The organism is Chryseobacterium sp. GQ58 (genome assembly GCF_059758895.1).
Genome location: NZ_JCAXEH010000003.1, coordinates 205,073 through 224,516, shown reverse-complemented (window position 1 = coordinate 224,516; position 19,444 = coordinate 205,073). Strand labels below are relative to the sequence as shown.

Below are 19,444 nucleotides of genomic sequence, written 5' to 3'. Positions count from 1 at the left end.
CTTTAGAAAATATGAAAAATAGACATAAAGGAATTCATGCAATACTGGCGATGTCGATATTGTATTGTTCGGTCGGTATAGCTTTTGCCCAGGTAGGATCAACCGGAATAGGCACCATAAATCCGCAAGGGCCATTGCATATAGATGGTGCTAAGGATAATGATGCTACCGCACCAGCACTGCCAATATCAGCACAGGCTGCCAATGATGTGATCGTCGATAAGACAACCGGTTTCATTGGTGTAGGAACTCTTTCCCCAAAAGTAAAGCTGGATATGCGCTCAGAAACAGGTACAAACAGCGAAAATGCTTTAGGATTAGGAACGACCACTATGCTTGCATCAGCCGCCGGTGCCGGTGCTGTAAGATATGATTCTGCGACACCACAAGGTACTGGACCCACAATGGACGTATCTGACAACGTAACGTGGAAGAGGGTCTATGTAGCCCCACAGAAAGCTGTAGTGGTTGCGAGAAAGATCTCAAGTCAAACAATAACAAGGGGTGTAGCTACTAATATTGGGAATTGGAGTGAGCTGAATTCGAGCCCTACTTTCGCTCCGCTTACAGGTATTTTCACAGCACCTCGCACTGGTACCTATACTTTTCTGTTGACTTTTGATTTTGCGAGTACTGCTATTAATGATAGCTCTTTGGTAGAATCACAGTTCTATAACATTACCACAGGTACAGTTTTGGCTCGTGTCTATAAAACCTTTGGACAATCAATGAATGGCAGTAATGCTGCCGGTGAAGATGGTGGTGCTTCTCGTCCCACACAGGCGGGAGGCTCAAGTACCGTTACGCTTAACCTGGCTGCTGGTACACAAGTGGTCGCAAGGTTATTTCATACCTTAGTAACATCTGGTGGTGTCGCACTGAGGGTTACAAGTAATCCTTCAGACCCTGCAAATCCGGATGATGGATTTAATAATTTGACCATTATAGAACATTAAAAATAGATTATGATGAAAAATATTAATATCAAATATCAATTGCTGGCTTGTACTCTAATTTTTTCTGTTGGTAAAACCTTGGCTCAGACGGGCGTAGGTACTATAAATCCGCAGGCGGCATTCCATATAGACGCTGCAAAAGACGCCAGCGATACACCTGCACATATGGCCAATGATGTAGTGGTTACAGCGGCTGGTAATTTAGGAGTGGGACTTTTAAGCCCTGTGACCAGAGTGGACCTCCGTTCGGCAGACCAGAAGGGGATTCTTGGTGTGGGCATCAATACACAATCTGCACTAGCTGCCGGTGCTGGTGCACTGCGTTATAATGCCGATGGTTATTTAGATTATTCCGATGGTACTAACTGGATTGCCTTGCCACTTAATCCACCTACCAAGGTGCTTATCAATGCTACCAACAATTCAGGTGCGGGTATTCCCACAGGTATTATTAACAGTACACCAATTACTACGGGTTGGAATGAAACCGGAGATTCTGAGAACGCTTTTACGAATGGTGTTTTTACGGCACCTCGCGACGGATTCTATCTGGTTTCTTTCAGTATTACTTTGGGTCCAAGTACAGGTAATATTCCTAATAATACCTATATAGAAACAGCCATAGAAGGTGTTACATTGACTGGTACTACTACGATCCCGACATTCAAAACAATCAATTCTTATCCTGCATATCAGGCTAATGTAAAGCAAAATTACATAAGTGGTAACTGCAATGCTATTTTTAACCTTAAGGCTGGTAATAGTTTTAGGTTTACTGTTAAGCATAATATGGGGGGCGGTAGAATTGTTTTGGCAGATGCAACATTAAATAACTTAAGTATCAGCGAACTATAAAAAGTATAACAATGATAATATTACAACATAAAATAAAAAAAATTGCAGGTTCTATCATACCTCTGCTTTTCCTGGTAACGCAGTTCAATGCCCAAATTGGTGTAGGAACACGCAGCCCTGTAAATTCTACCGAGATCGTAACAGATGCGGGCAATGTGATTGTGGATAACACCGGTAAGGTTGGCGTGTTGGTTGCTAGCCCAAAGGTGGCTGTGGATCTTCGCAGTGGTACTAATGGCTCAGTAGGCGTAGGGATGACGGATAAAACGGCAACTGCTGCCGGTGCCGGTGCTCTACGCTATGTGAACAGCCCCGCTATCGGAGTAAATGGCTATCTGGAACTTTCCGATGGCACCAATTGGATAAGTTTCTTCCCGAAAGGCAAACCACGGATTGTGGTAATGGCGAATAAAACGACACAAAATACAGAAGTTTTTGAAGGCCCTGATTCCGGTGCGAAAACTGGTATTATGCAACGCCGCTCTTCTTATTTGACCAATTGGACGGAAGTGCTGGATTCTGATTCTGGTGTCAATACCACAAATTTTAATCCTAATACAGGCGAGTTTGTGGCACCAAGAGATGGGGTATATTTTGCCACTTTTACTTTTGCATTACAAGCCGCTAATGTCAATACAGGATCCAATAATCAAACAGAAGCAATTTGGCAAGTTAAAGATGTCAATACCGATGCTATTATACAAAGAGTAAAAACAAATAATGGCTATGCTTCAGATACTGGAGGCGGTGGGACTAATACAGTGCCTGTAGGATCTGCCTGTACAGTAAGTGTTAAGCTGAAGAAAGGGGACAAGCTGAGACCTTTTACCTGGATTTCAGTACAGTTTGACGGAAATAACAGCTTATTTAATACAGATGCGAGCTACAATGTATTGACCATCGTAGAACAATAAATGAAATAATGATCAATGGTTAGTGATGAATATTTATGGATCAATGAAAATTCAGTAAATGATATCACTAACCACCGATCAATCACCAATAGCTACCAAAAATTAATACGATGCCTTTTTTAAACTTTGAAGGCCGTCATTTTTCTGAAGCGGAAAAAAAAGAAATTATCACAGCATTACAGGATTTACAAACTGCGTTAGCAGGAAAAGTAGCTGCGCTCACCAGAAGAGTGCCAGCAGTACGACAGTATCAATGAGCAGAATAAGCTCTTATTAAATAAAATAAAGGATTACAACGATAATAACCAACATCTTTAAGGAATGTTTGAATAGAGATTTATTTTTAACACAAATAATGAAAAAAATAAGTAACAAAAAAAATATGATTTTTTATATTAGGATATTTGTAATCTTTCTGGTTATTTTCTCTTTAACAGGAACTTTTTTTCTTACTGATACCAAATCAATTTCTGTATTATTCTCTATAATAGTAGTGGGAATAATAAGCGCTATCTTATTTCGTGATTAGAAATTTTTTAAGTTTGAGAATTCTATGCAATTTATTTCTATAAAACAGTCTTACTTCTGGAAAATAATCCACCATTAGAGCCCATAGAATTTCCAAATACTATACTCGAAAGCTTTAGCATTCATAAGGAATTATTTGTCACCTCAATTATATTAATCATTAAATCATCTACTGAAAAAAAAACAAAAAACTCTATTGTATAACGTAGGATAGGGCTTAGTAATAAACACATTTTAGAACTAAAAAATCGCTTAATAGTGCAACAGAATATATTTAAAATTGATTTAAAAAACATTCATATAGGATCTTTGATTCTGAAAAGAGTTACAGAACGTAATACAGAAATTGACAGAATATGCAGTTTTTTTAAATACTCTGAAACTGAAATTCAACAAATGTATGAAGCTCAAAGTTTAGACACGGAAATTCTTTTACGATGGAGTAAATTGTTAGAATATGATTTTTTTAGAATCTACACACAACATCTCATATTATTTGCACCTCATGCTAATGCAATTCATAATCATACTTTAAATAAAAAAAAATCGGTATTGCCTCAGTTTAAGAAAAATATATACACGAAGGAAGTAATTGATTTTATTCTAGAGGAAATAAATCAAGGAGAAATGACAAAAATGCAGGTGATGAAAGAATATAGAATTCCAAAAACCACATTATATAAATGGCTGGAAAAATACAACTTAGACTGAAATAACAAAAAATAAAAAAATATGGAAAAAGTAACACCAGATTATAGGCGTATTTATTCTGATATTATAAATAAAAAGTATCCCAATAAAAGGCAAGAATGTTTGGATTTATTAAAAAAATCAAATCTATCAGTATTAGATATAATAAAACTAAATCGTAAAATTTTCGGTTTAAGCAGTCAAAAATCTACTTACATACATCGTTCTTATAAAAAATCTGATATTGTAGAAATATTAAATTATCAAAAAAAAAACATGATAAATAATACTAAATTAGCAAGGCATTTTAATATAAGCAGGAATACAATCGCTAAATGGAAAAAACTATTTTAATATGATCTTATCTTTTTTTAGAGGATTTTCTTCTGTAATGGGTCGATCAAAAAAATAGCCTGAAAGCTTAGTACTCGCCGTAAGAAATAGGAAAATAGCATAGAATCCTAGTACATTGAAGTAGTATTGTCATAAGTTAATCAAATTGGTGTTTTAAGCAATAATTTACCCTTCGTCATGCAACATGATGTTATTAAATTGAATGGTAAATTTATTATATTAAATTCAATTACTTGCCTTTTTTCAGTTTGTAGGGTTTGATAACAGCTTTCCCTTCGTTGGTCCTTTATTGTCATTATCCACTAATAAACAATGAGTTCGAAATTCTGTATTGGAAAGTGATCCACTGGGATATATGTAGAGTCATTAACCAACTCTATGTTTTATTGAAGTTGTTTGAAATATTTATGAAAGGGAAACGAACTTATTTTGTTTTTAGCCTTGTTTTACAGGCTCCAAACTGCGTTTTTTATGTCTCAGCGGAAAAGGGAGCGATTCGAACTAACCTCCTGAATTCATAATACCCCTTTTTTTAAGTACTATTTAAAATGGCAGCTATGATTAATTCTTGCTGTTCAGTTTGGAACACGGTAATAGTCCTTTGTCCTTGTAAGTCTGCAAAGTCCATTTCGTAATGTTCATCATTAAACATGCTTCCTGGTTATCAAGCCATTTTTCTTCTTTGTAAATCGGGATGTATTTTCCTGTGGCATTTTTGGTGAATTCTAAAAAATCCCTCAGCTCTTTGTTCATTTCATGCAATGCTGATTTTTGTATTGCGATAAGTTCCATAGCTTGCCTTTCTAAATTCATTTAATAGTTTCTAATATTTGACAAAAAGTTAAGTTTTCAGCATTTGAAGTTTCTGTATTCAATTCTTTTAATCTATCTATTAAATTCTTTTTTAAGGATAAAGAAAATGGTTTTTGAATTCTTTGTAACTCATTCTTGGGTTTAAAATATGTAAAAGTTTCAGCCTTACAATCACATAAAGATCTTTTTTCAGCACATAATATAAAATAAGTTTCGTTTTCTTTTAAGACTTTTAAAATTCGTGTATCACTTTTACTGTCTTTTTTTGTTACTAAATAATTTTCATTATTGTATTTAAATTTTTTATAAGAATTTCCTTTCAAATCTACATTTTCTTTCTTCAATATTTCTGAAATTGAAACTTTTTTATTTTCATCTTTAGATAAGAAAAAATCTAATTTATAATTTAAAACAAAAAGACTTGGATTAACATTAAAAGCCCATTGTCCTGAAGTAATACTATTCCAATCATCTTTTGTTTGAGAATAACAAAGAATACCACAAAACATGAATAGAATAATGCTTAAAATATATTTCATAATAATAAGTTTATAATTTGAGATAGATACAAGTTAATTAAATTTTAATGAATTTATTCTGCGAATAAATCCCATGCTTTTGTAAATGCTGCACTTGCAGCACCACCTCCAACTCTAGCACCACCAATTGCTCCAATTACAGCAGCGCCAATATAACATAGGAACTTTTTCTTTTAAAGAAGATATATTTTTTACGACTTGTTCGCTTACTCTATTACAGCTGAAATTTCAGTATTTGCAGAATATTTTTCAAATTTTGAAAAAGATATGGAACCAAACCATAAATGGAGATGTCGGTTTATTGTATTTGCTAAATGAAAATTTACAAGTTTATTTAGGTGTAGGAATGTAATTTGACGATGATCCAGATCTTTATATTACGACAGGAATTTCCTGTCGTTTATAGATGCTAATACGGTATCACCCATTATTCCTCCTGTCACATATGCCAGAACTTCGTGAGGAATGTACTTCAATGCTGCTAGCACTACTGTCGCGGTTAATTTGAAATAATTCTTTTCTTAAACTCTTGATATTCTAAGGAAGGTAAACCTATTGCTTTTCTATTGACATTTATCTTTTTCTTATCAGTCTTTTCATCGATAGCTATTATTAAATAATATTCAATAGGTCTATTTTAAATTTCATTTTTTCTATCCTCCATCATCCCATAATTAAATGGATCACAAGTTCCATTTCTAATACTATGTTGCCAATCAACTTTTTAATACTGTCATTATTTTTTATGTTTTGTCTTATCTTATCTTATCTTATCTTATCTCTTGATCCTTAAGTGTCATTCTAGAGAACTCATGTCTTATGGGCATATTAATTTTACTAGCATTTTCTTTTACAATTTTCTCAACTTCATCCTTATTTATGTTAAACTCCTCCAAAAGCTTAGCAGCGCTTTTATCTTTGTAAATTGCGTTAACATCATATGCTTTTTCATTAAGATAATTTTCAACATCATTACGTTAATTTTTGACACTCTACTTTTAGAAATTAAATAGTTTCTCGATACATTAACAAACCATCCATCATCCTCGTTTTAACAGTTTCTGGATTGGATGATTTTTGGCAGACTGTTGGGTAAATCATAATATTTATCATTTGCATTCAGGTCCATCATAATTGATTGTTAAAGGCAGCATTTCCTTAAACGCTTTGCTGAAGGGTGACGTGCATTCTCTGAGAAAATAGGATTGCTAATTTATTAGAAAATTACAACAATATTATTTAAATAAACCTCCAAACCAATTCATTATTCTTTTCCAAAGCGATTTTTTTACTTTTTGTTTCCTTTCTCTGAAATACTCCTCAAGCTTCTGCTGATCATATTTTCTTCCTTTTTCAATCTGTTCTTCACTCCATGCATATGACCAAACTATTTCTCCTTCCTTTATCCAATAATGGGATCTGCAGGGGATCTGCCAATTTCCGATCGAAGGATATAGCGACGGATTACCACCTTCATTATTGAACGTCCATTCTGCTGGACCTAGAGGTGTAGTAACTTTGTTTCCACACCCACAGGCACATAGATGTACCGCTACATTAAAGCGATCAGAAACATAAAGTATTCCTTGTGTTATATTCTTTGGAATAAATTCGACATTTTCAAGATTTATTTTAGAGTTCATTTTCACCAATGTTTTTGCTGTCACTTATATCAAAAAGAGTGTGGTAATTACCCCTAATATCAGCATAAAAACCTCTTATTTGCTTGAACTTAAGTACGGCCATACTTGCGTTTAATGCATTCAGCTCAGAAATTTGAATATTAGTTTTATAAACATCGTCTGGATAATAGACTAATGGAGTTAGTCTTTTTTCAGAAATAGCTAGTGCGCTCTCCGGTGGAAAATAAGTAGTTCGTACTAATCCTCCAATTTTATCCGTGTCACGATTCAGTCCCATTCCAACATCTATAAAGGAATACCCATTTGAATTAACAGATTGTGTATTTCCATTCTGGCAGAGCCTTTGTCAACGCTAACGAAAGCAAAAGTTACCCCTCAAGGTCGGCTTCTGATCCTGTTAGAATATATTTTGATTCTGTTTTGACCCCATTTCGAAAATTTCTATACCTATCCTGATAAACCTCAGCCTTACTTTACCAAGTTCTTCTTCCGTAAGAGCTCCCGGAGATCTAAAAGCATTGTGTATATAATATTTATCGTAATCAAAGCCCCTGATTTCCTTTACCGGAGTTTTTACCATTTTATGGCTCAAGTCCAGGACCACTACATGAATTGTATGGAACGCATATTAATTTGTCATTTATAAAACAGAGCCTAGTACAATCCGCACCTCCTACAATTGTTTTTAATTCTGCTTTTTGAAGCTTTTTTAAATTTTTCATATTAATAATATTTTATGTTGTAGAACAAATTTCAAAAATAAATATTATATGATGGTTTAAATTAACAAATTTTAACTGTCCAATAAAGAGAATCCTACCTAATGCTTCATGGAATCATTGTAATTTTGTGTTCCAAAATACAGTACATGATGTATCTGGAGTTGCTAACTTTGTTAGGACACAATTCTTATACTCATTAACTTTAAGAGTATGAAAAAGATCAGAAAAAATTACAGTTTAGAAATCGAAGATTCGCCGGAGCCAATTTAAGATCCAGGCAGTATCTTTAAGTGAGCAGCGAGGCAATGTATCTTAAGTAGCTCAAGAATTGGAGGTGGAGCAGTATAAGGTACTTCATTTGCTTCATCTTCTTCTTGTAAGTCGTTGCCAAAATAAGACTCTTGCCCATTGATAAATGTCTCAACGGTGAACGATTTATCGGGCTTTATGCGATGGAACTCCAGTATTTTCTTATCCATTTTTACTTGTTTTGTATCGGGAATGGTCTGGTAGGATTTTATTTCAGCTAGATCTTCAATTCTGACAGGTAATGCTTGCTGCTTTCCAATACCTTGCTGTCCTTGACCTTCGTCAAATAAAAAGAGTTCGCCATCCTGGAACCTATCCTGAAAATAAGGTGATACAGAGTAAACTAAAGTAATTAATAAAATTTTTCATTTTAATAAGGTTTAATATAATGAGCAAAAATATATCAATATTCGGGACAGGAATCTTTTTACCAAAAATAAATCTTGAAATACTCATCGGTTTCAGACACCCTTGTTTGGTTTGCTTTCAGGAAACATTTTGTCAAGTAAATCGTCAAATTCGTTTCTTTCAGGATTTATATCTAGATAATTGAACATGCTATTCAAAGCTTTCCTGACTAGATTTTTAGCTCTGTATATAGGAATTTGCTTTTATTATCTGATCCTTGTTACTATAAAAACTGCTGATTATCAGTGGCTTTTTGTTTTCGGACATATTTCGGACAACGTTTATTGCAAGTTGTTAAGTTGTCACCATAATTTGTTTAATCTTTTCGTAATAGTAAGTAGACCTAGCAGTTCGCTATATTTGTATTGCTCAATTTTAGAATTATGAACAATAAGAATCCAAATATAAAAAGAAGTGCAGAGATTAGTAAGAGGTATTTAGATTTCTTGGAAGACCATATTGATGATGTCATCAGCGGGCGCACCTTGGAGTTTTTTGAAATAAATAAAATCGCTTCAGAGCTTGCAATCTCCCATAAACACTTCATTGAATTAATACAAAAAGAGCTGGGAAATCATCCTTGTCACTTTTATGACCTAAAGATTATTGAGAAGGCAAAGCAGATGTTAGTTAACGATAATAAATCTGTAGCAAAGATTGCAGAGATGCTCACGTATAACCCTTCTAATTTTTCAAAATTCTTTAAGAAATGGACAGGGGTAACTCCTGGGCAGTTTAGAATTAAAACTGATCAATAAATGCCGTTAATTATCCGAAAAGTTCACCATGTTTTTAAATCTGCAACTCCAGATATTTGTATTATTACTGAACACATAAATTTTATAATAGTATGTCAAAAAATGATTTGAAAGGAAAAGTAGTCTTAATTGCAGGCGGAGGTAAAAACCTTGGCGGGCTATTGAGCAAAGATTTTGCTACAAAAGGAGCAAAACTGGCTATACACTTTAATAGTGAAAGTTCTAAAGCAGAAAGTGAGAAAACTCTGGCAGAAATTCAGGCTTTAGGCGCTGATGCATTCTTATTTCAGGGTGATCTGACAAAGGTTGAGAACTTGACCAAATTCTTTGATGAAACAATTGCGAGATTCGGCGGAATTGATATAGCCATTAATACAGTTGGTATGGTGTTAAAAAAGCCTTTTACCGAAACTACAGAAGAAGAGTACGATAAAATGTTTGGTATCAATTCCAAGGCAGCTTATTTCTTTCTCCAGGAAGCAGGTAAAAAACTAAATGACAATGGTAAGATCTGTAGTATTGTAACTTCACTGCTGGCCGCATATACAGGACTATATTCTACGTATGCAGGAGCTAAAGCTCCGGTTGAACATTTTACTCGGGCAGCTTCTAAAGAGTTCGGTCAAAGAGGCATTTCGGTTACGGCTGTTGCGCCAGGGCCCATGGATACTCCATTTTTTTATGGTCAAGAGACTGAAGATGCAGTAACTTACCATAAATCTGCCTCAGCGCTGGGGGGGCTAACAGACATCAAAGATATAGCGCCTTTAGTTGAGTTTTTAGTGACTGACGGATGGTGGATAACGGGACAGACTATTTTTGCAAATGGGGGTTACACAACAAGGTAATTATTTTAAGGCAGTTATGAAGGTATCTGCCTTTCTTTATTTTTAGAGGTATTTATAACCTCTGTCTTTCTATCCAGAAGGCGTTAACTGTCGGGGAACGTTATCGTATTTTGAGGGAGATCATTCATTCGTAGCAATAACCATAGGACTATCCTTCTCTAGAGTGGACGGTTTAAGTGGACTCTTAACATTGGCCTTAACATAGCTTACTAGTTACAAAACGTCTCTTGGGAAGCTGAACATTAATTTGCATACCCATGAGTATGATCGGAACTAGCAAGAAGGGGAGACGATGAGCACTGTGAGTTAAAAGCAGATACTTCTTTACCCGTAATGTAAAAAGAAAACAATAATACAAAGGTATTTTTTGCTATTAGCGGTAATTCATTATATTTATTTCAAATTTTGGTATTAATACATTTCAGTATTTAATAATTTTAATGAAATCACAACAGTCTCTTTACAATATATACATGTTATAATGGATTTTTTTAGCCATATAAAGACAGTCATCAGTATCATTTTAAGTTTGGGTATAGGTAGTTTACTTAATGGTACAGTGAAGTTTATACAACATCCGGGAAGAACAAAACCTTATTGGGTTCACCTCTTGCTTGTATTCTATTTATTTCTTGAGATGATTCATTTTTGGTGGTGGGAGTATAATCTGAGGGAGGTAAAGGTTTGGACGTTCACAGAATATATTTTAATAATAGCGTATATATTACTTTACTTTACGCTCTGTCAGTTGCTGTATCCTGCAGACGTGAAAGATTATTCCGACAGCTATAAAAACTATTTTTATTCAAGAAAAAAATGGATTTTTCTGGGTTTAATAATTATTTTTTTTGTAGATATCCTTGATACATTGGTTAAGGGGTCGGCTTATCTGGAAAAATTAATGCCCATCTATGGTGTAAAAATGATCAGTCATATTCCACTATGTATCATACTTGGGTTTTCAAAAAGTAAAAAATCAACATTGTATGCTGCCATAGTTGTTTTTTTCATTCTTTTCGAATTATATTTTATTTCCAGCAAATACTATATAGACTAAAAGGTGGATTGCGCTAATAAATAAAAACTAGGGACTTCAACTAGGAATTTTAAATCGAAGTATTAAACACAGAGTATTACCAATACATTGATTTTTGACATATTAAAAAAGACAAAAAACTCAAAGTTCCTTTGAATGCTGATAAAAAAAGAAGTTTGATATGGACTCCCGATGCGAGTCGGGCCACTGCTTTGATCGGAAATATTCCAGATGCATTCGGACAGACCTGGCATCTACCAGTGGATAAAAGCCATCTAACTTATCGGAAATTTATTCAAATAGCTTCCGGTATTTATAAAAGGGATCTAAAATATTTTGTTGTTCCCAAGTTTATTTTTAAAATAGGTTCCTGGTTCAACAGAAGCGCGAAGGAATTACCGGAACTCCTTCCAAGATATCAACACAACAATATTTTTGATGATTCAAAGTTTAGGAACAGGTTCCCGAATTTCAGATCACGAGTTATGAACAGGGTATTGCTACCATAAAAAATGAGCAGCTCTCGGTTGAAAAATAAATCAATAAATTAGTCTTGCATAAATTAGACAAGTCAATGATAAACAATTACAGAGAAGGAGCAGTAGGAGCCTTACTTGACATATATGAACAGGCAATTTTTGATTTCAAAAAAGTTATCGAAGATATTCCTGACAATGCTCTAACTATTATCATAAACCCGCAAACAACCGACGAAAATTGTAAATCAATCCAGACGATATTATCTCACGTTGTAAGTTCGGGTTTTGGTTATGCGACTAGTATTCATAATTTAAAAGGAGAAAACATCAAACGTCAAGAGAAAAAGTATTATTTAACAACTAAGGAATACTTAGAGGACTTAACCAACGTTTTTTTCTTTACAGAAAATGTTTTTAAAGATATTCTAGATGCTGAATTAGAACAGTTCGATAGCTCATTGAAAATAAAAGCAGGTTGGGGACAGGTTTATGACATCGAACAAATCACCGAACATGCTATTGTACATATTTTACGACACAAGCGACAGATTGAAAAAATTAAGCGTGACGTATTACAATAAAAAAACTGTGTCTTGCTGACATTGCTTTAAGTTATATTTTCTTACAATTTTCATTAACTACATGCTTGTAACTTTAGTAGATACATCTTAAAAGTCATCTGAAAACCATTCTTCTTCAAGATCATCTTCAGAATTGGAGTTTTCATTAATCAATAGACTTTCAATGAATTGCTGAAAGCTATCGGCTACTAAAAAGATACTATTATTAATAGCTCCTTCGTGAGAGTAGTAGTATATCTTTTCATCAACAGTATTTATTAAAAGATAGTCTCCAGGGTTACCTTCAGCAAAAACAAAATAATCTGAACTTATTTGATCTGCAAGTGAAATTCTTGTTTCTTGAAGTGACTCCCCACCGGATCCCCATCCATAGATAAATGTTATCGGTGTGGTTCCGTCATCATAACCAACAGGAATTTTATCAATACTTTTAAATACGATATCATTATTGAATTGGCCAAATCCATATTTTAGTGAAAAATTGATATAAGCATCCGGAAGTTTTAAATCATTCAATTTTAAATAATTATCAACATCAATATTATTGTCTTTCTTTGATTCAAAAGCAGGTGTAATTTCGATTCCTCCAATTTCCTCAATTTTTTTTTCTATATTCATATTATTTGTTCAGTTTATTATTACGGATTATTTCTTAATATGGAAGCTCCACCAGAGTGAGGTATACAGTATGTTCAGCCTGGTACTTCAAATTTGCAAAATCGTATCCATCCACATACATGAATATACAAAAAAGAAATGTGATTTGATAGGGGAAGAGCTATTGAAACCAGTGCGAATGTCCATAAAAAAGCCGAAATTATTTGTTGGATTGATATTGCTGCTGAACTTAATATGATGGTCACTTTCCTTAATTCGGCTACAAATGTTCCTGATTTGGCTACAGGAATTGTACGGGTAATGTGGAATTTTGTTGTATGAAATTAAAAAAACAAAATTATGCAGACAAACGAAAAAAAAGTAGCACTTGTGACCGGAGCCAATACAGGTATAGGTTTTCAAATTGCAAAAGCGCTTGCAGATCATCACTACACAGTGTATTTAGGTTCGCGTAACCTACAAAAGGGAGAAGCTGCCGCTGCTGAAATCGGTATGCAGACAAAAGCCATTCAACTGGATATTACAGATACCGATTCGATCAACGCAGCAGTAACGAAAATAGAAAGTGAATTTGGATATCTTACCTTGTTGGTTAATAATGCAGCCATATCGCACGCCGGGACAGGGGGACGGACAATGGAAGAAGTACTGGGGGCTCAACGCGCCAGCATTGTACCGATCAGCGAAATGAAAACCGTTTGGGAAACCAATGTATTTGGGACTCTCGCCGTGACACAGTCATTTTTATCACTGTTGCGAAAGGCGCCAGCAGCTCGTATCGTTACTGTTTCAAGCGCCTTGGGTTCTCTTGGATTAAATTCAAATCCTGCCAATCCTTACCGTTCAGCTTTTGATACGGTGTATGGTGCTTCGAAAACAGCTCTTAACGGGGTTTTCCTGTCTTTGGCTATTGAGTTGGAGAAGTCTACCATCAAGGTTCATCTGGTTAGTCCGGGTTTTACTGCTACGGCACTTAACAATTTCCAGGGAACCGATACGGTGGAAGAAGGCTCAGTTGAACCGATAAGGGTATCCTTGGCAGAAGATTTACCAACAGGAAGTTTTACAGGTCCTGCCAATTCTTCCGAAGGAGATAACAATATTCCCTGGTAATTTTTTAACAGTTTCAAAAACCTATGGTCCTACTCTTACCATAGGTTTTTTTTATAAATTTATAAAATGAAAAACAAGAAAGATAAGCTGGTACGGATTATTTCAATATCGGAAAGCCATAAGGCTTTTGGCTTGTCTAAACCGCAACACCCCTTAATCAGTTTGATGCACTTTAACGAAAGTAATCCTTTTAATACAGATATGGCTCCGATATATGATGTGCTGAGTTTCTATAAAATCACTCTCATTACAAAAAACAGCGGACAATTAAGGTATGGACAGGATTATTATGATTTCAATGAAGGGAGTATGTTGTTTTTAGCTCCCAACCAACTGGTAGGAACAACGGAATATGATGGGAATACCCATGCCTATATATTGCTCATTCACCCCGATTTTTTTTGGGGGTACCCTTTGGCAAAAAAGATCAAGCAGTATGGTTACTTTTCCTATTCAGTCAATGAAGCTCTACATTTATCCGACCATGAAAAAGAGAATATACTTTCTGTTTTACACATTATGGAAGAGGAGCTCAACAACCGTATTGATGAATTTAGCCAGGAAGTCATGATTGCCCAGATAGAACTATTGCTGAGTTATGTCAATCGGTTTTATAAAAGACAGTTCGTTACGCGTAAAGCGGTAAACAATGATATTCTTCTAAAAATAGAAACTATTTTGGATGATTATTTCAACACTGAGAAGCCTCTGACCCAAGGTATACCCACAGTGCAATTCATTTCGGAACAATTACATATCTCGCCTGGTTATTTAAGTGATGTGTTACGTTCACTTATCGGGCAAAACGGGCAACAATACATACACAAAAAGTTAGTCGAAAAAGCAAAAGAAAAACTTTCTACCACCCAATTGACCGTCAGCGAGATCGCTTATGAATTAGGATTTGAACATTCGCAGTCCTTTAGCAAGCTATTCAAGACCAAGACTAATCTTTCGCCATTGGAGTTTAGAGCTTCATTCAATTGAGGCAAAAAAATACTAGATTCTCCTCCATTTTACTAGATCTCTAAATCGATTCTACAAACCCATTATTTTAAAACATCACACAGACAAACAAAATTTAAGAAAATCTATGGACAAAAAAGCCAAAAACATATTGTTCAAAACGTACTGGAAAAACGGTTGGATTGATCATAACCAAAGGCAAATAAATGTTGCTGACTTTGAGTATGCAAAATTAAAAGGATTAATGTTTGAACCTTTGACAATTTCTCACGACCAATGTTTGGAGAAAATTTTTGAGATACTTCCAACAATTTCAATCGACAAAGTTGCAATAGCATTTTTAAGCAGTCTTTCTAATAGACGTTTAGATTGGCGTTCAAGTTTGGCTTCCTATTTTATAGCGAAACAATTGGTTCCTCATCAATATGCAGAAGTATTAAGTGGACAAAGTTTTGGAGAAAATGGAGAAGTAATACACGAAAGTAAGACTTGTATAATTTGCAGAGATTTAAAATATGGCATTATAGGCGACAAAGATTATCTAAATGAAGACTTAAATGTGTTGAATTTTGAAAGAATAAAATGGGGCGGAATTAGACACGGACAACTTATTTACACTTTATTAGACCTTCAACAACTTCAAATAGCAGAAATCCCGGAACCTTCGACGGAAGATATTGAGATTTTAAAAAATATTTTATCAATTATCAAAAATTCTCAACCCAATGATTATCCAAGTGCATTGGAGAAAAACTTATCTAACGCTTTGAAGTCAACAAAAGACGAGCGAAAAATATTAATTGAAATTTTAGCTTGCATTGACATTCTTAAACCATCGTCTTATGACAGACCAAGTAGGGGAAAACACGATTGGACATTTGTTGAATCTTGGCGCGGGGAAGATAAATACAACGAAGAAGCTCTAAATAATTACTTTGGAAAATATATAACGTAAAATAGATAACACACCGCATTGGATTGGCAATATGGTGCCTGAAGTGCTCCTCTTACATTTTAAAAACATGGGAAGATAGGCTCATATCAAGTATAACCAATTCCACCATACAGTAAGCTGAACTTTTCAAAAAAAACAATACTAACGTAACAATAAACTAAACAACAATTAAAAACACAAAAATGACTTCACACTACCTATCAATTTAGAAAATACAGATGGACCTACTTTTGGAGATAAGGGGCTGAATACCTTCTATTCGGAAATAAAAGAAAAGGTTTCATTTTAAGAAGAATAAACGATACAATATTTAAGCGAAATAACAACCATACTGATAATGTCCATATATGCAATTCTTACTAGCATATGGAAATTTACTTTTCAAATAATTTTGCCAATATCAAATATGTATTCAGCAAGTAACACCTTTAATATAAATCCAATACGTACGCCTTTTGATTCTAATAATGAGTATGGTAAGGCCAAATATACTGTTCTTGATTTGACATCAACTGCCAACGTTAAGAATGAGGAAGTTTGTTTGATGTTAGAAGACAGAATTATCCCATCTCAATAAACAATATCTTTGTGTTATATTTTGACTTGAAAAACAACACATATTAAATGGACGGAAATGAATTGGGCTACCCGGTCTATTCACCGGTGTCTCTTATAGGGATCTTTAGCAATGCCCTGAAGCTTAATGCAACAATAAATCTTATCTATCTTAAAGGAAGATATGCTTTCGGTGGCGGTAAGTCCTACGGTAATTATTATTACGACCATCTTTTCTCCGAAGGTGACCACATATCCATCGGAATCCGTATCTCATCCCTGCTTAGAAGTAAGATCAGCAACAATGAAATCTATACCCTTAGAGGGTTCATCGAAAAGAATATTAAAAACTCGTCTATTGAACTCCGCTTTGTGGTGGATGAGATCATTCAGCAGGAAGAGAAGTCAGTATCTGAAGAGGAGCTCGAACGGTACGGGCTGATCCAGAAAAAATTGGAGACAGGATCAAAAGATCTTGAAACCTTGATCAGAGATAAGATGCTAAAAGATGAAAAGATCAGGATTGCCAATATTTATGGCAATAATGCGATTGTTCAAAAGGATTTTTCAGAAGGATTGGATGTTTCCCGAAAATATTTTGATATTACAGATCACACTTGCAATATTACCTCTTCAACGGCAATCATCTCCAAACTTAAAAAAGTTGCAGCATTGGATTACGATATTATTGCTTTAGTAAGAGGTGGCGGTGACCGGCAGAGTATGGAAACATTCAATGACCTGAGCTTATCCGAAGTATACATTGTGATCAAGCAGGTGACTGTTACGGCCATCGGCCACACGATCGATGAAACCTTACTGGACAAGCTGGCAGACAAACGTTTTCACCTGCCTCATGATTATGGAGCAGGACTGCATGCCATTGCCGAAAAGCTGTTGCACGAAAGATCCAATTCAAGGGCTCTGTTGATCGATGAGGTAAAAAAAGATGTCACGAAGCAGTTTTCCGAGCAGGTGGAAACCCTTGAGAAACAGTTAAAGAAGAAAAATGAGGAATTTACCGAAGCGCAGAAAACGTACAAAGACCAGATCGAAACGCATAATAAAACTTTTGCTGAGCAGTTGAAGGTCAGAAATGAGGACTTTCAGAAGCTTCAGTTAACCTCTACGAGACAGCTGGAAATTTCCAGGAACAACAGAAACAGCGTCAGGAAGAAATGGAGAGCTACAAAAAAGAAATCGCTGTCTTGCATGAAAAAAATATGCAGTCTGCCATCAATGAAAAGACAGCTTCCCTAAAAGCTTATCTGGAAACCTTAACGCAGGATAATATAAGATTGAGCCGGGAAGTTAAGAGCAGTAAAAACGATTATGTAAAGATCATTACGGCGTTTATTCTGGCATTGATCCTCGGATTCATCTTAGCTAAATTTGTATAGTGAATAAAGCAGTAATTGTTATAAACCATTATATTTGTCTTCTAATTTAACTTATCATACTATGAAAGAACTTATTGAAAAGATCAATGCTGAGTTTGAGGCATTCTCAAACGAAGCCAGTCAACAATCTGAAAAAGGAAACAAAGCTGCCGGTACAAGAGCCAGAAAATCGGCTTTGGAACTGAGCAAATTGTTCAAAGACTTCAGAAAAGTTTCAGTGGAAGAATCCAAAAAGTAAGACAGTAACGACAAAGATCCCTGCTAATTTTGCAGGGATCTTTTTTAATTGAACCTATTTAAAAGGTTCTAATTCTTCAATTGTACGATCGTAACCGAAATTCTGCTGGATACTATTATCTGTACAATCCCTATTCATTTGCAGATCCGTCTTCCGCACAACTTCCAGTATTTGGTCATTAGATCACTCATCACGACTTTATCATGGTATAACTCTTACGATATTCCTTTACAAGATGTTGTTCAGATATGGCGGTATGTGAGGGGGATTCTCCCCCGGGATTAAACCACATTATCTGCCGGATCATGCCAATTTAAAAAATTTGGTTGATGAAGCCAGAGAAGTATCAGTAATCTGGAAAACAGTATTCTTATACTGGATCATCATAAAAAAACTTCCCCTAAGGGAAGTTAAAAACACAAATGATGAAAAAAAAATTCCTCATAAATGAGGTACTGTAAATATAAAGATTTAAATTGAAAAAAGTGAGCCAACTGAATTTATTTGACGCGGTAGAATTTTATGAATTTCCAAAAGACCTTTTGGAATACGAGGAGTATTTTCTAAGCAGGGAAGAATTACACAACGCTCCCTCGAAACAGCATACCCAAAAGATGTATGATAAGGTGTGATGCTCACGCCACGTTTAACAGCATGGTATGGTGATGTAAAATCTTATGGGTCAGAAGATCACCAATCTGATGTAAATGCATGGACTCCAGAACTGCTTTCTTAAAAAAAAGAATAGAACAGCAATTTGGATATCAGTTTAATGGTGTGGGAGCATAGGATTACTAAATCAACAGTACCTATGAAGGAAAGAATTAATCTCACCTCGTTTGGTTAATGAAAAAAATTAGATTGAACATTCTCTTTATACTAATTGGGTTTCAGTTTAAATCAAATCATATGAAGGAATTATTTATTAAAAAATACTGGGAGGAAGAAGATGTACTGTTTTATATTCATTTTAAAGATGATATAGCAGTTAGACAACTTGAAATCACAACAGATGGAAAGATCTTTTTAACATCTGAAAATCTACAAGAAGGTGGGTCTATGCTTTATGATCAATCGGCTGATGAGCTTGATTTGCAAGAATCAGATTGTATAACAGAGGAAGAATTTAACAGTATCTGGAATGAATGAAAAATCGAAAACGGCCT

The 19,444-nt window shown here is 34.8% G+C and carries 26 protein-coding genes and 1 pseudogene; 19 read left to right on the top strand and 8 right to left on the bottom strand.

The annotated features are described in order from the left end of the window. The first annotated feature begins 11 nt into the window (after positions 1-11). The 6 genes from AC6CHK_RS09000 (at position 12) to AC6CHK_RS08975 (ending at position 4,297) form a co-directional block, all read left to right on the top strand. A complete protein-coding gene (locus AC6CHK_RS09000; RefSeq protein WP_498095318.1) occupies positions 12-956 on the top strand; it encodes a hypothetical protein in 945 nt (314 codons plus the stop codon). A 9-nt stretch (positions 957-965) separates the two neighbouring features. Then, positions 966-1,811 carry a hypothetical protein gene (locus AC6CHK_RS08995; protein ID WP_498095317.1) on the top strand — a complete coding sequence of 282 codons (846 nt, stop codon included), beginning with the start codon at positions 966-968 and terminating at the stop codon, positions 1,809-1,811. A gap of 11 nt (positions 1,812-1,822) precedes the next feature. Next, a complete protein-coding gene (locus tag AC6CHK_RS08990) occupies positions 1,823-2,725 on the top strand; it encodes a hypothetical protein (RefSeq protein WP_498095316.1) in 903 nt (300 codons plus the stop codon). Positions 2,726-2,835: 110 nt separating this feature from the next. Further along, on the top strand, positions 2,836-2,982 hold the full coding sequence (locus tag AC6CHK_RS08985; protein WP_498095315.1) for a hypothetical protein: 147 nt from the start codon (positions 2,836-2,838) through the stop codon (positions 2,980-2,982). Between the two features lie 529 nt (positions 2,983-3,511). Then, complete coding sequence (locus AC6CHK_RS08980; RefSeq protein ID WP_498095314.1) at positions 3,512-3,964, top strand: transposase; 453 nt, start codon at positions 3,512-3,514, stop codon at positions 3,962-3,964. 21 nt (positions 3,965-3,985) lie between these two features. Continuing rightward, positions 3,986-4,297, top strand: a complete 312-nt coding sequence (locus AC6CHK_RS08975) for a helix-turn-helix domain-containing protein (protein ID WP_498095313.1) — start codon at positions 3,986-3,988, stop codon at positions 4,295-4,297. 561 nt (positions 4,298-4,858) lie between these two features. On the opposite strand, the gene AC6CHK_RS08970 is transcribed toward AC6CHK_RS08975, so the two are convergent. The 7 genes from AC6CHK_RS08970 to AC6CHK_RS08940 all read right to left on the bottom strand — a co-directional run bounded on the left by AC6CHK_RS08970 (position 4,859) and on the right by AC6CHK_RS08940 (position 8,493). Next, the gene (locus AC6CHK_RS08970) at positions 4,859-5,110 is read right to left on the bottom strand and encodes a helix-turn-helix domain-containing protein (RefSeq protein WP_498095312.1); all 252 of its coding nucleotides are present in this window, start codon (positions 5,108-5,110) and stop codon (positions 4,859-4,861) included. Beyond that, positions 5,107-5,649: a hypothetical protein gene (locus AC6CHK_RS08965; protein WP_498095311.1), complete on the bottom strand. Its 543-nt coding sequence runs from the start codon at positions 5,647-5,649 to the stop codon at positions 5,107-5,109. Before AC6CHK_RS08965 ends, AC6CHK_RS08970 begins: the two co-directional genes overlap by 4 nt. 1,235 nt (positions 5,650-6,884) lie before the next feature. Then, on the bottom strand, positions 6,885-7,316 hold the full coding sequence (locus AC6CHK_RS08960) for a ubiquitination-like system serine protease family protein (protein ID WP_498095310.1): 432 nt from the start codon (positions 7,314-7,316) through the stop codon (positions 6,885-6,887). Beyond that, positions 7,282-7,569 (bottom strand): hypothetical protein, encoded by a 288-nt coding sequence (locus tag AC6CHK_RS08955; protein WP_498095309.1) that lies wholly within the window; start codon positions 7,567-7,569, stop codon positions 7,282-7,284. The genes AC6CHK_RS08960 and AC6CHK_RS08955 overlap by 35 nt, the downstream gene beginning before the upstream one ends. A gap of 120 nt (positions 7,570-7,689) precedes the next feature. Then, positions 7,690-7,896, bottom strand: a complete 207-nt coding sequence (locus tag AC6CHK_RS08950; protein ID WP_498096238.1) for a hypothetical protein — start codon at positions 7,894-7,896, stop codon at positions 7,690-7,692. Then, a complete protein-coding gene (locus AC6CHK_RS08945; protein WP_498095308.1) occupies positions 7,874-8,014 on the bottom strand; it encodes a bacteriocin-like protein in 141 nt (46 codons plus the stop codon). Before AC6CHK_RS08945 ends, AC6CHK_RS08950 begins: the two co-directional genes overlap by 23 nt. A gap of 266 nt (positions 8,015-8,280) precedes the next feature. Further along, positions 8,281-8,493, bottom strand: coding sequence for a hypothetical protein (locus AC6CHK_RS08940; RefSeq protein ID WP_498095307.1), 213 nt, complete (start codon positions 8,491-8,493; stop codon positions 8,281-8,283). Between the two features lie 621 nt (positions 8,494-9,114). Here AC6CHK_RS08940 and AC6CHK_RS08935 point away from each other — a divergent pair. From AC6CHK_RS08935 to AC6CHK_RS08915, 5 genes and pseudogenes are all read left to right on the top strand, one after another. Beyond that, positions 9,115-9,489 carry a helix-turn-helix domain-containing protein gene (locus AC6CHK_RS08935; RefSeq protein WP_498095306.1) on the top strand — a complete coding sequence of 125 codons (375 nt, stop codon included), beginning with the start codon at positions 9,115-9,117 and terminating at the stop codon, positions 9,487-9,489. Positions 9,490-9,581: 92 nt separating this feature from the next. Next, positions 9,582-10,337 (top strand): SDR family oxidoreductase, encoded by a 756-nt coding sequence (locus AC6CHK_RS08930; protein ID WP_498095305.1) that lies wholly within the window; start codon positions 9,582-9,584, stop codon positions 10,335-10,337. Positions 10,338-10,818: 481 nt separating this feature from the next. Next, positions 10,819-11,394: a hypothetical protein gene (locus AC6CHK_RS08925; RefSeq protein WP_498095304.1), complete on the top strand. Its 576-nt coding sequence runs from the start codon at positions 10,819-10,821 to the stop codon at positions 11,392-11,394. Positions 11,395-11,460: 66 nt separating this feature from the next. Further along, a pseudogene (locus AC6CHK_RS08920) lies at positions 11,461-11,911 on the top strand (Rossmann-fold NAD(P)-binding domain-containing protein); the annotation flags it as partial. 36 nt (positions 11,912-11,947) lie between these two features. Beyond that, positions 11,948-12,433 carry a DinB family protein gene (locus AC6CHK_RS08915; protein ID WP_498095303.1) on the top strand — a complete coding sequence of 162 codons (486 nt, stop codon included), beginning with the start codon at positions 11,948-11,950 and terminating at the stop codon, positions 12,431-12,433. An 87-nt stretch (positions 12,434-12,520) separates the two neighbouring features. Here AC6CHK_RS08915 and AC6CHK_RS08910 read toward each other — a convergent pair whose 3' ends face one another. Then, positions 12,521-13,051 (bottom strand): SMI1/KNR4 family protein, encoded by a 531-nt coding sequence (locus AC6CHK_RS08910; RefSeq protein WP_498095302.1) that lies wholly within the window; start codon positions 13,049-13,051, stop codon positions 12,521-12,523. Positions 13,052-13,390: 339 nt separating this feature from the next. Here AC6CHK_RS08910 and AC6CHK_RS08905 point away from each other — a divergent pair, with 339 nt between their 5' ends. The 8 genes from AC6CHK_RS08905 (at position 13,391) to AC6CHK_RS08870 (ending at position 19,427) form a co-directional block, all read left to right on the top strand. Beyond that, positions 13,391-14,164 (top strand): SDR family NAD(P)-dependent oxidoreductase, encoded by a 774-nt coding sequence (locus tag AC6CHK_RS08905; RefSeq protein WP_498095301.1) that lies wholly within the window; start codon positions 13,391-13,393, stop codon positions 14,162-14,164. A 66-nt stretch (positions 14,165-14,230) separates the two neighbouring features. Further along, entirely contained in the window at positions 14,231-15,151 is a 921-nt protein-coding gene (locus AC6CHK_RS08900; protein WP_498095300.1) for a helix-turn-helix domain-containing protein, read from the top strand. A gap of 106 nt (positions 15,152-15,257) precedes the next feature. Then, a complete protein-coding gene (locus AC6CHK_RS08895; RefSeq protein WP_498095299.1) occupies positions 15,258-16,085 on the top strand; it encodes a hypothetical protein in 828 nt (275 codons plus the stop codon). Positions 16,086-16,709: 624 nt separating this feature from the next. Beyond that, positions 16,710-17,900 (top strand): exodeoxyribonuclease VII large subunit, encoded by a 1,191-nt coding sequence (locus tag AC6CHK_RS08890; protein ID WP_498095298.1) that lies wholly within the window; start codon positions 16,710-16,712, stop codon positions 17,898-17,900. Continuing rightward, on the top strand, positions 17,864-18,040 hold the full coding sequence (locus AC6CHK_RS08885) for a hypothetical protein (protein ID WP_498095297.1): 177 nt from the start codon (positions 17,864-17,866) through the stop codon (positions 18,038-18,040). Before AC6CHK_RS08890 ends, AC6CHK_RS08885 begins: the two co-directional genes overlap by 37 nt. Before the next feature lie 61 nt (positions 18,041-18,101). Further along, a complete protein-coding gene (locus AC6CHK_RS08880; RefSeq protein ID WP_123856289.1) occupies positions 18,102-18,278 on the top strand; it encodes a BF3379 family histone-like protein in 177 nt (58 codons plus the stop codon). A gap of 485 nt (positions 18,279-18,763) precedes the next feature. Continuing rightward, positions 18,764-18,910 (top strand): hypothetical protein, encoded by a 147-nt coding sequence (locus AC6CHK_RS08875; protein ID WP_498095296.1) that lies wholly within the window; start codon positions 18,764-18,766, stop codon positions 18,908-18,910. Positions 18,911-19,187: 277 nt separating this feature from the next. Further along, the gene (locus tag AC6CHK_RS08870) at positions 19,188-19,427 is read left to right on the top strand and encodes a hypothetical protein (RefSeq protein WP_498095295.1); all 240 of its coding nucleotides are present in this window, start codon (positions 19,188-19,190) and stop codon (positions 19,425-19,427) included. Positions 19,428-19,444 lie beyond the last annotated feature (17 nt).

Coding starts and splice junctions, on each gene's coding strand:
- AC6CHK_RS09000 (WP_498095318.1), top strand. CDS start 12: ATGAAAAATAGACATAAAGGAATTCATGCAATACTGGCGATGTCGATA.
- AC6CHK_RS08995 (WP_498095317.1), top strand. CDS start 966: ATGATGAAAAATATTAATATCAAATATCAATTGCTGGCTTGTACTCTA.
- AC6CHK_RS08990 (WP_498095316.1), top strand. CDS start 1,823: ATGATAATATTACAACATAAAATAAAAAAAATTGCAGGTTCTATCATA.
- AC6CHK_RS08985 (WP_498095315.1), top strand. CDS start 2,836: ATGCCTTTTTTAAACTTTGAAGGCCGTCATTTTTCTGAAGCGGAAAAA.
- AC6CHK_RS08975 (WP_498095313.1), top strand. CDS start 3,986: ATGGAAAAAGTAACACCAGATTATAGGCGTATTTATTCTGATATTATA.
- AC6CHK_RS08970 (WP_498095312.1), bottom strand. CDS start 5,110: ATGAATTTAGAAAGGCAAGCTATGGAACTTATCGCAATACAAAAATCA.
- AC6CHK_RS08965 (WP_498095311.1), bottom strand. CDS start 5,649: ATGAAATATATTTTAAGCATTATTCTATTCATGTTTTGTGGTATTCTT.
- AC6CHK_RS08955 (WP_498095309.1), bottom strand. CDS start 7,569: ATGGGACTGAATCGTGACACGGATAAAATTGGAGGATTAGTACGAACT.
- AC6CHK_RS08945 (WP_498095308.1), bottom strand. CDS start 8,014: ATGAAAAATTTAAAAAAGCTTCAAAAAGCAGAATTAAAAACAATTGTA.
- AC6CHK_RS08940 (WP_498095307.1), bottom strand. CDS start 8,493: ATGGATAAGAAAATACTGGAGTTCCATCGCATAAAGCCCGATAAATCG.
- AC6CHK_RS08935 (WP_498095306.1), top strand. CDS start 9,115: ATGAACAATAAGAATCCAAATATAAAAAGAAGTGCAGAGATTAGTAAG.
- AC6CHK_RS08930 (WP_498095305.1), top strand. CDS start 9,582: ATGTCAAAAAATGATTTGAAAGGAAAAGTAGTCTTAATTGCAGGCGGA.
- AC6CHK_RS08925 (WP_498095304.1), top strand. CDS start 10,819: ATGGATTTTTTTAGCCATATAAAGACAGTCATCAGTATCATTTTAAGT.
- AC6CHK_RS08915 (WP_498095303.1), top strand. CDS start 11,948: ATGATAAACAATTACAGAGAAGGAGCAGTAGGAGCCTTACTTGACATA.
- AC6CHK_RS08910 (WP_498095302.1), bottom strand. CDS start 13,051: ATGAATATAGAAAAAAAAATTGAGGAAATTGGAGGAATCGAAATTACA.
- AC6CHK_RS08905 (WP_498095301.1), top strand. CDS start 13,391: ATGCAGACAAACGAAAAAAAAGTAGCACTTGTGACCGGAGCCAATACA.
- AC6CHK_RS08900 (WP_498095300.1), top strand. CDS start 14,231: ATGAAAAACAAGAAAGATAAGCTGGTACGGATTATTTCAATATCGGAA.
- AC6CHK_RS08895 (WP_498095299.1), top strand. CDS start 15,258: ATGGACAAAAAAGCCAAAAACATATTGTTCAAAACGTACTGGAAAAAC.
- AC6CHK_RS08890 (WP_498095298.1), top strand. CDS start 16,710: ATGGACGGAAATGAATTGGGCTACCCGGTCTATTCACCGGTGTCTCTT.
- AC6CHK_RS08885 (WP_498095297.1), top strand. CDS start 17,864: ATGCAGTCTGCCATCAATGAAAAGACAGCTTCCCTAAAAGCTTATCTG.
- AC6CHK_RS08880 (WP_123856289.1), top strand. CDS start 18,102: ATGAAAGAACTTATTGAAAAGATCAATGCTGAGTTTGAGGCATTCTCA.
- AC6CHK_RS08870 (WP_498095295.1), top strand. CDS start 19,188: ATGAAGGAATTATTTATTAAAAAATACTGGGAGGAAGAAGATGTACTG.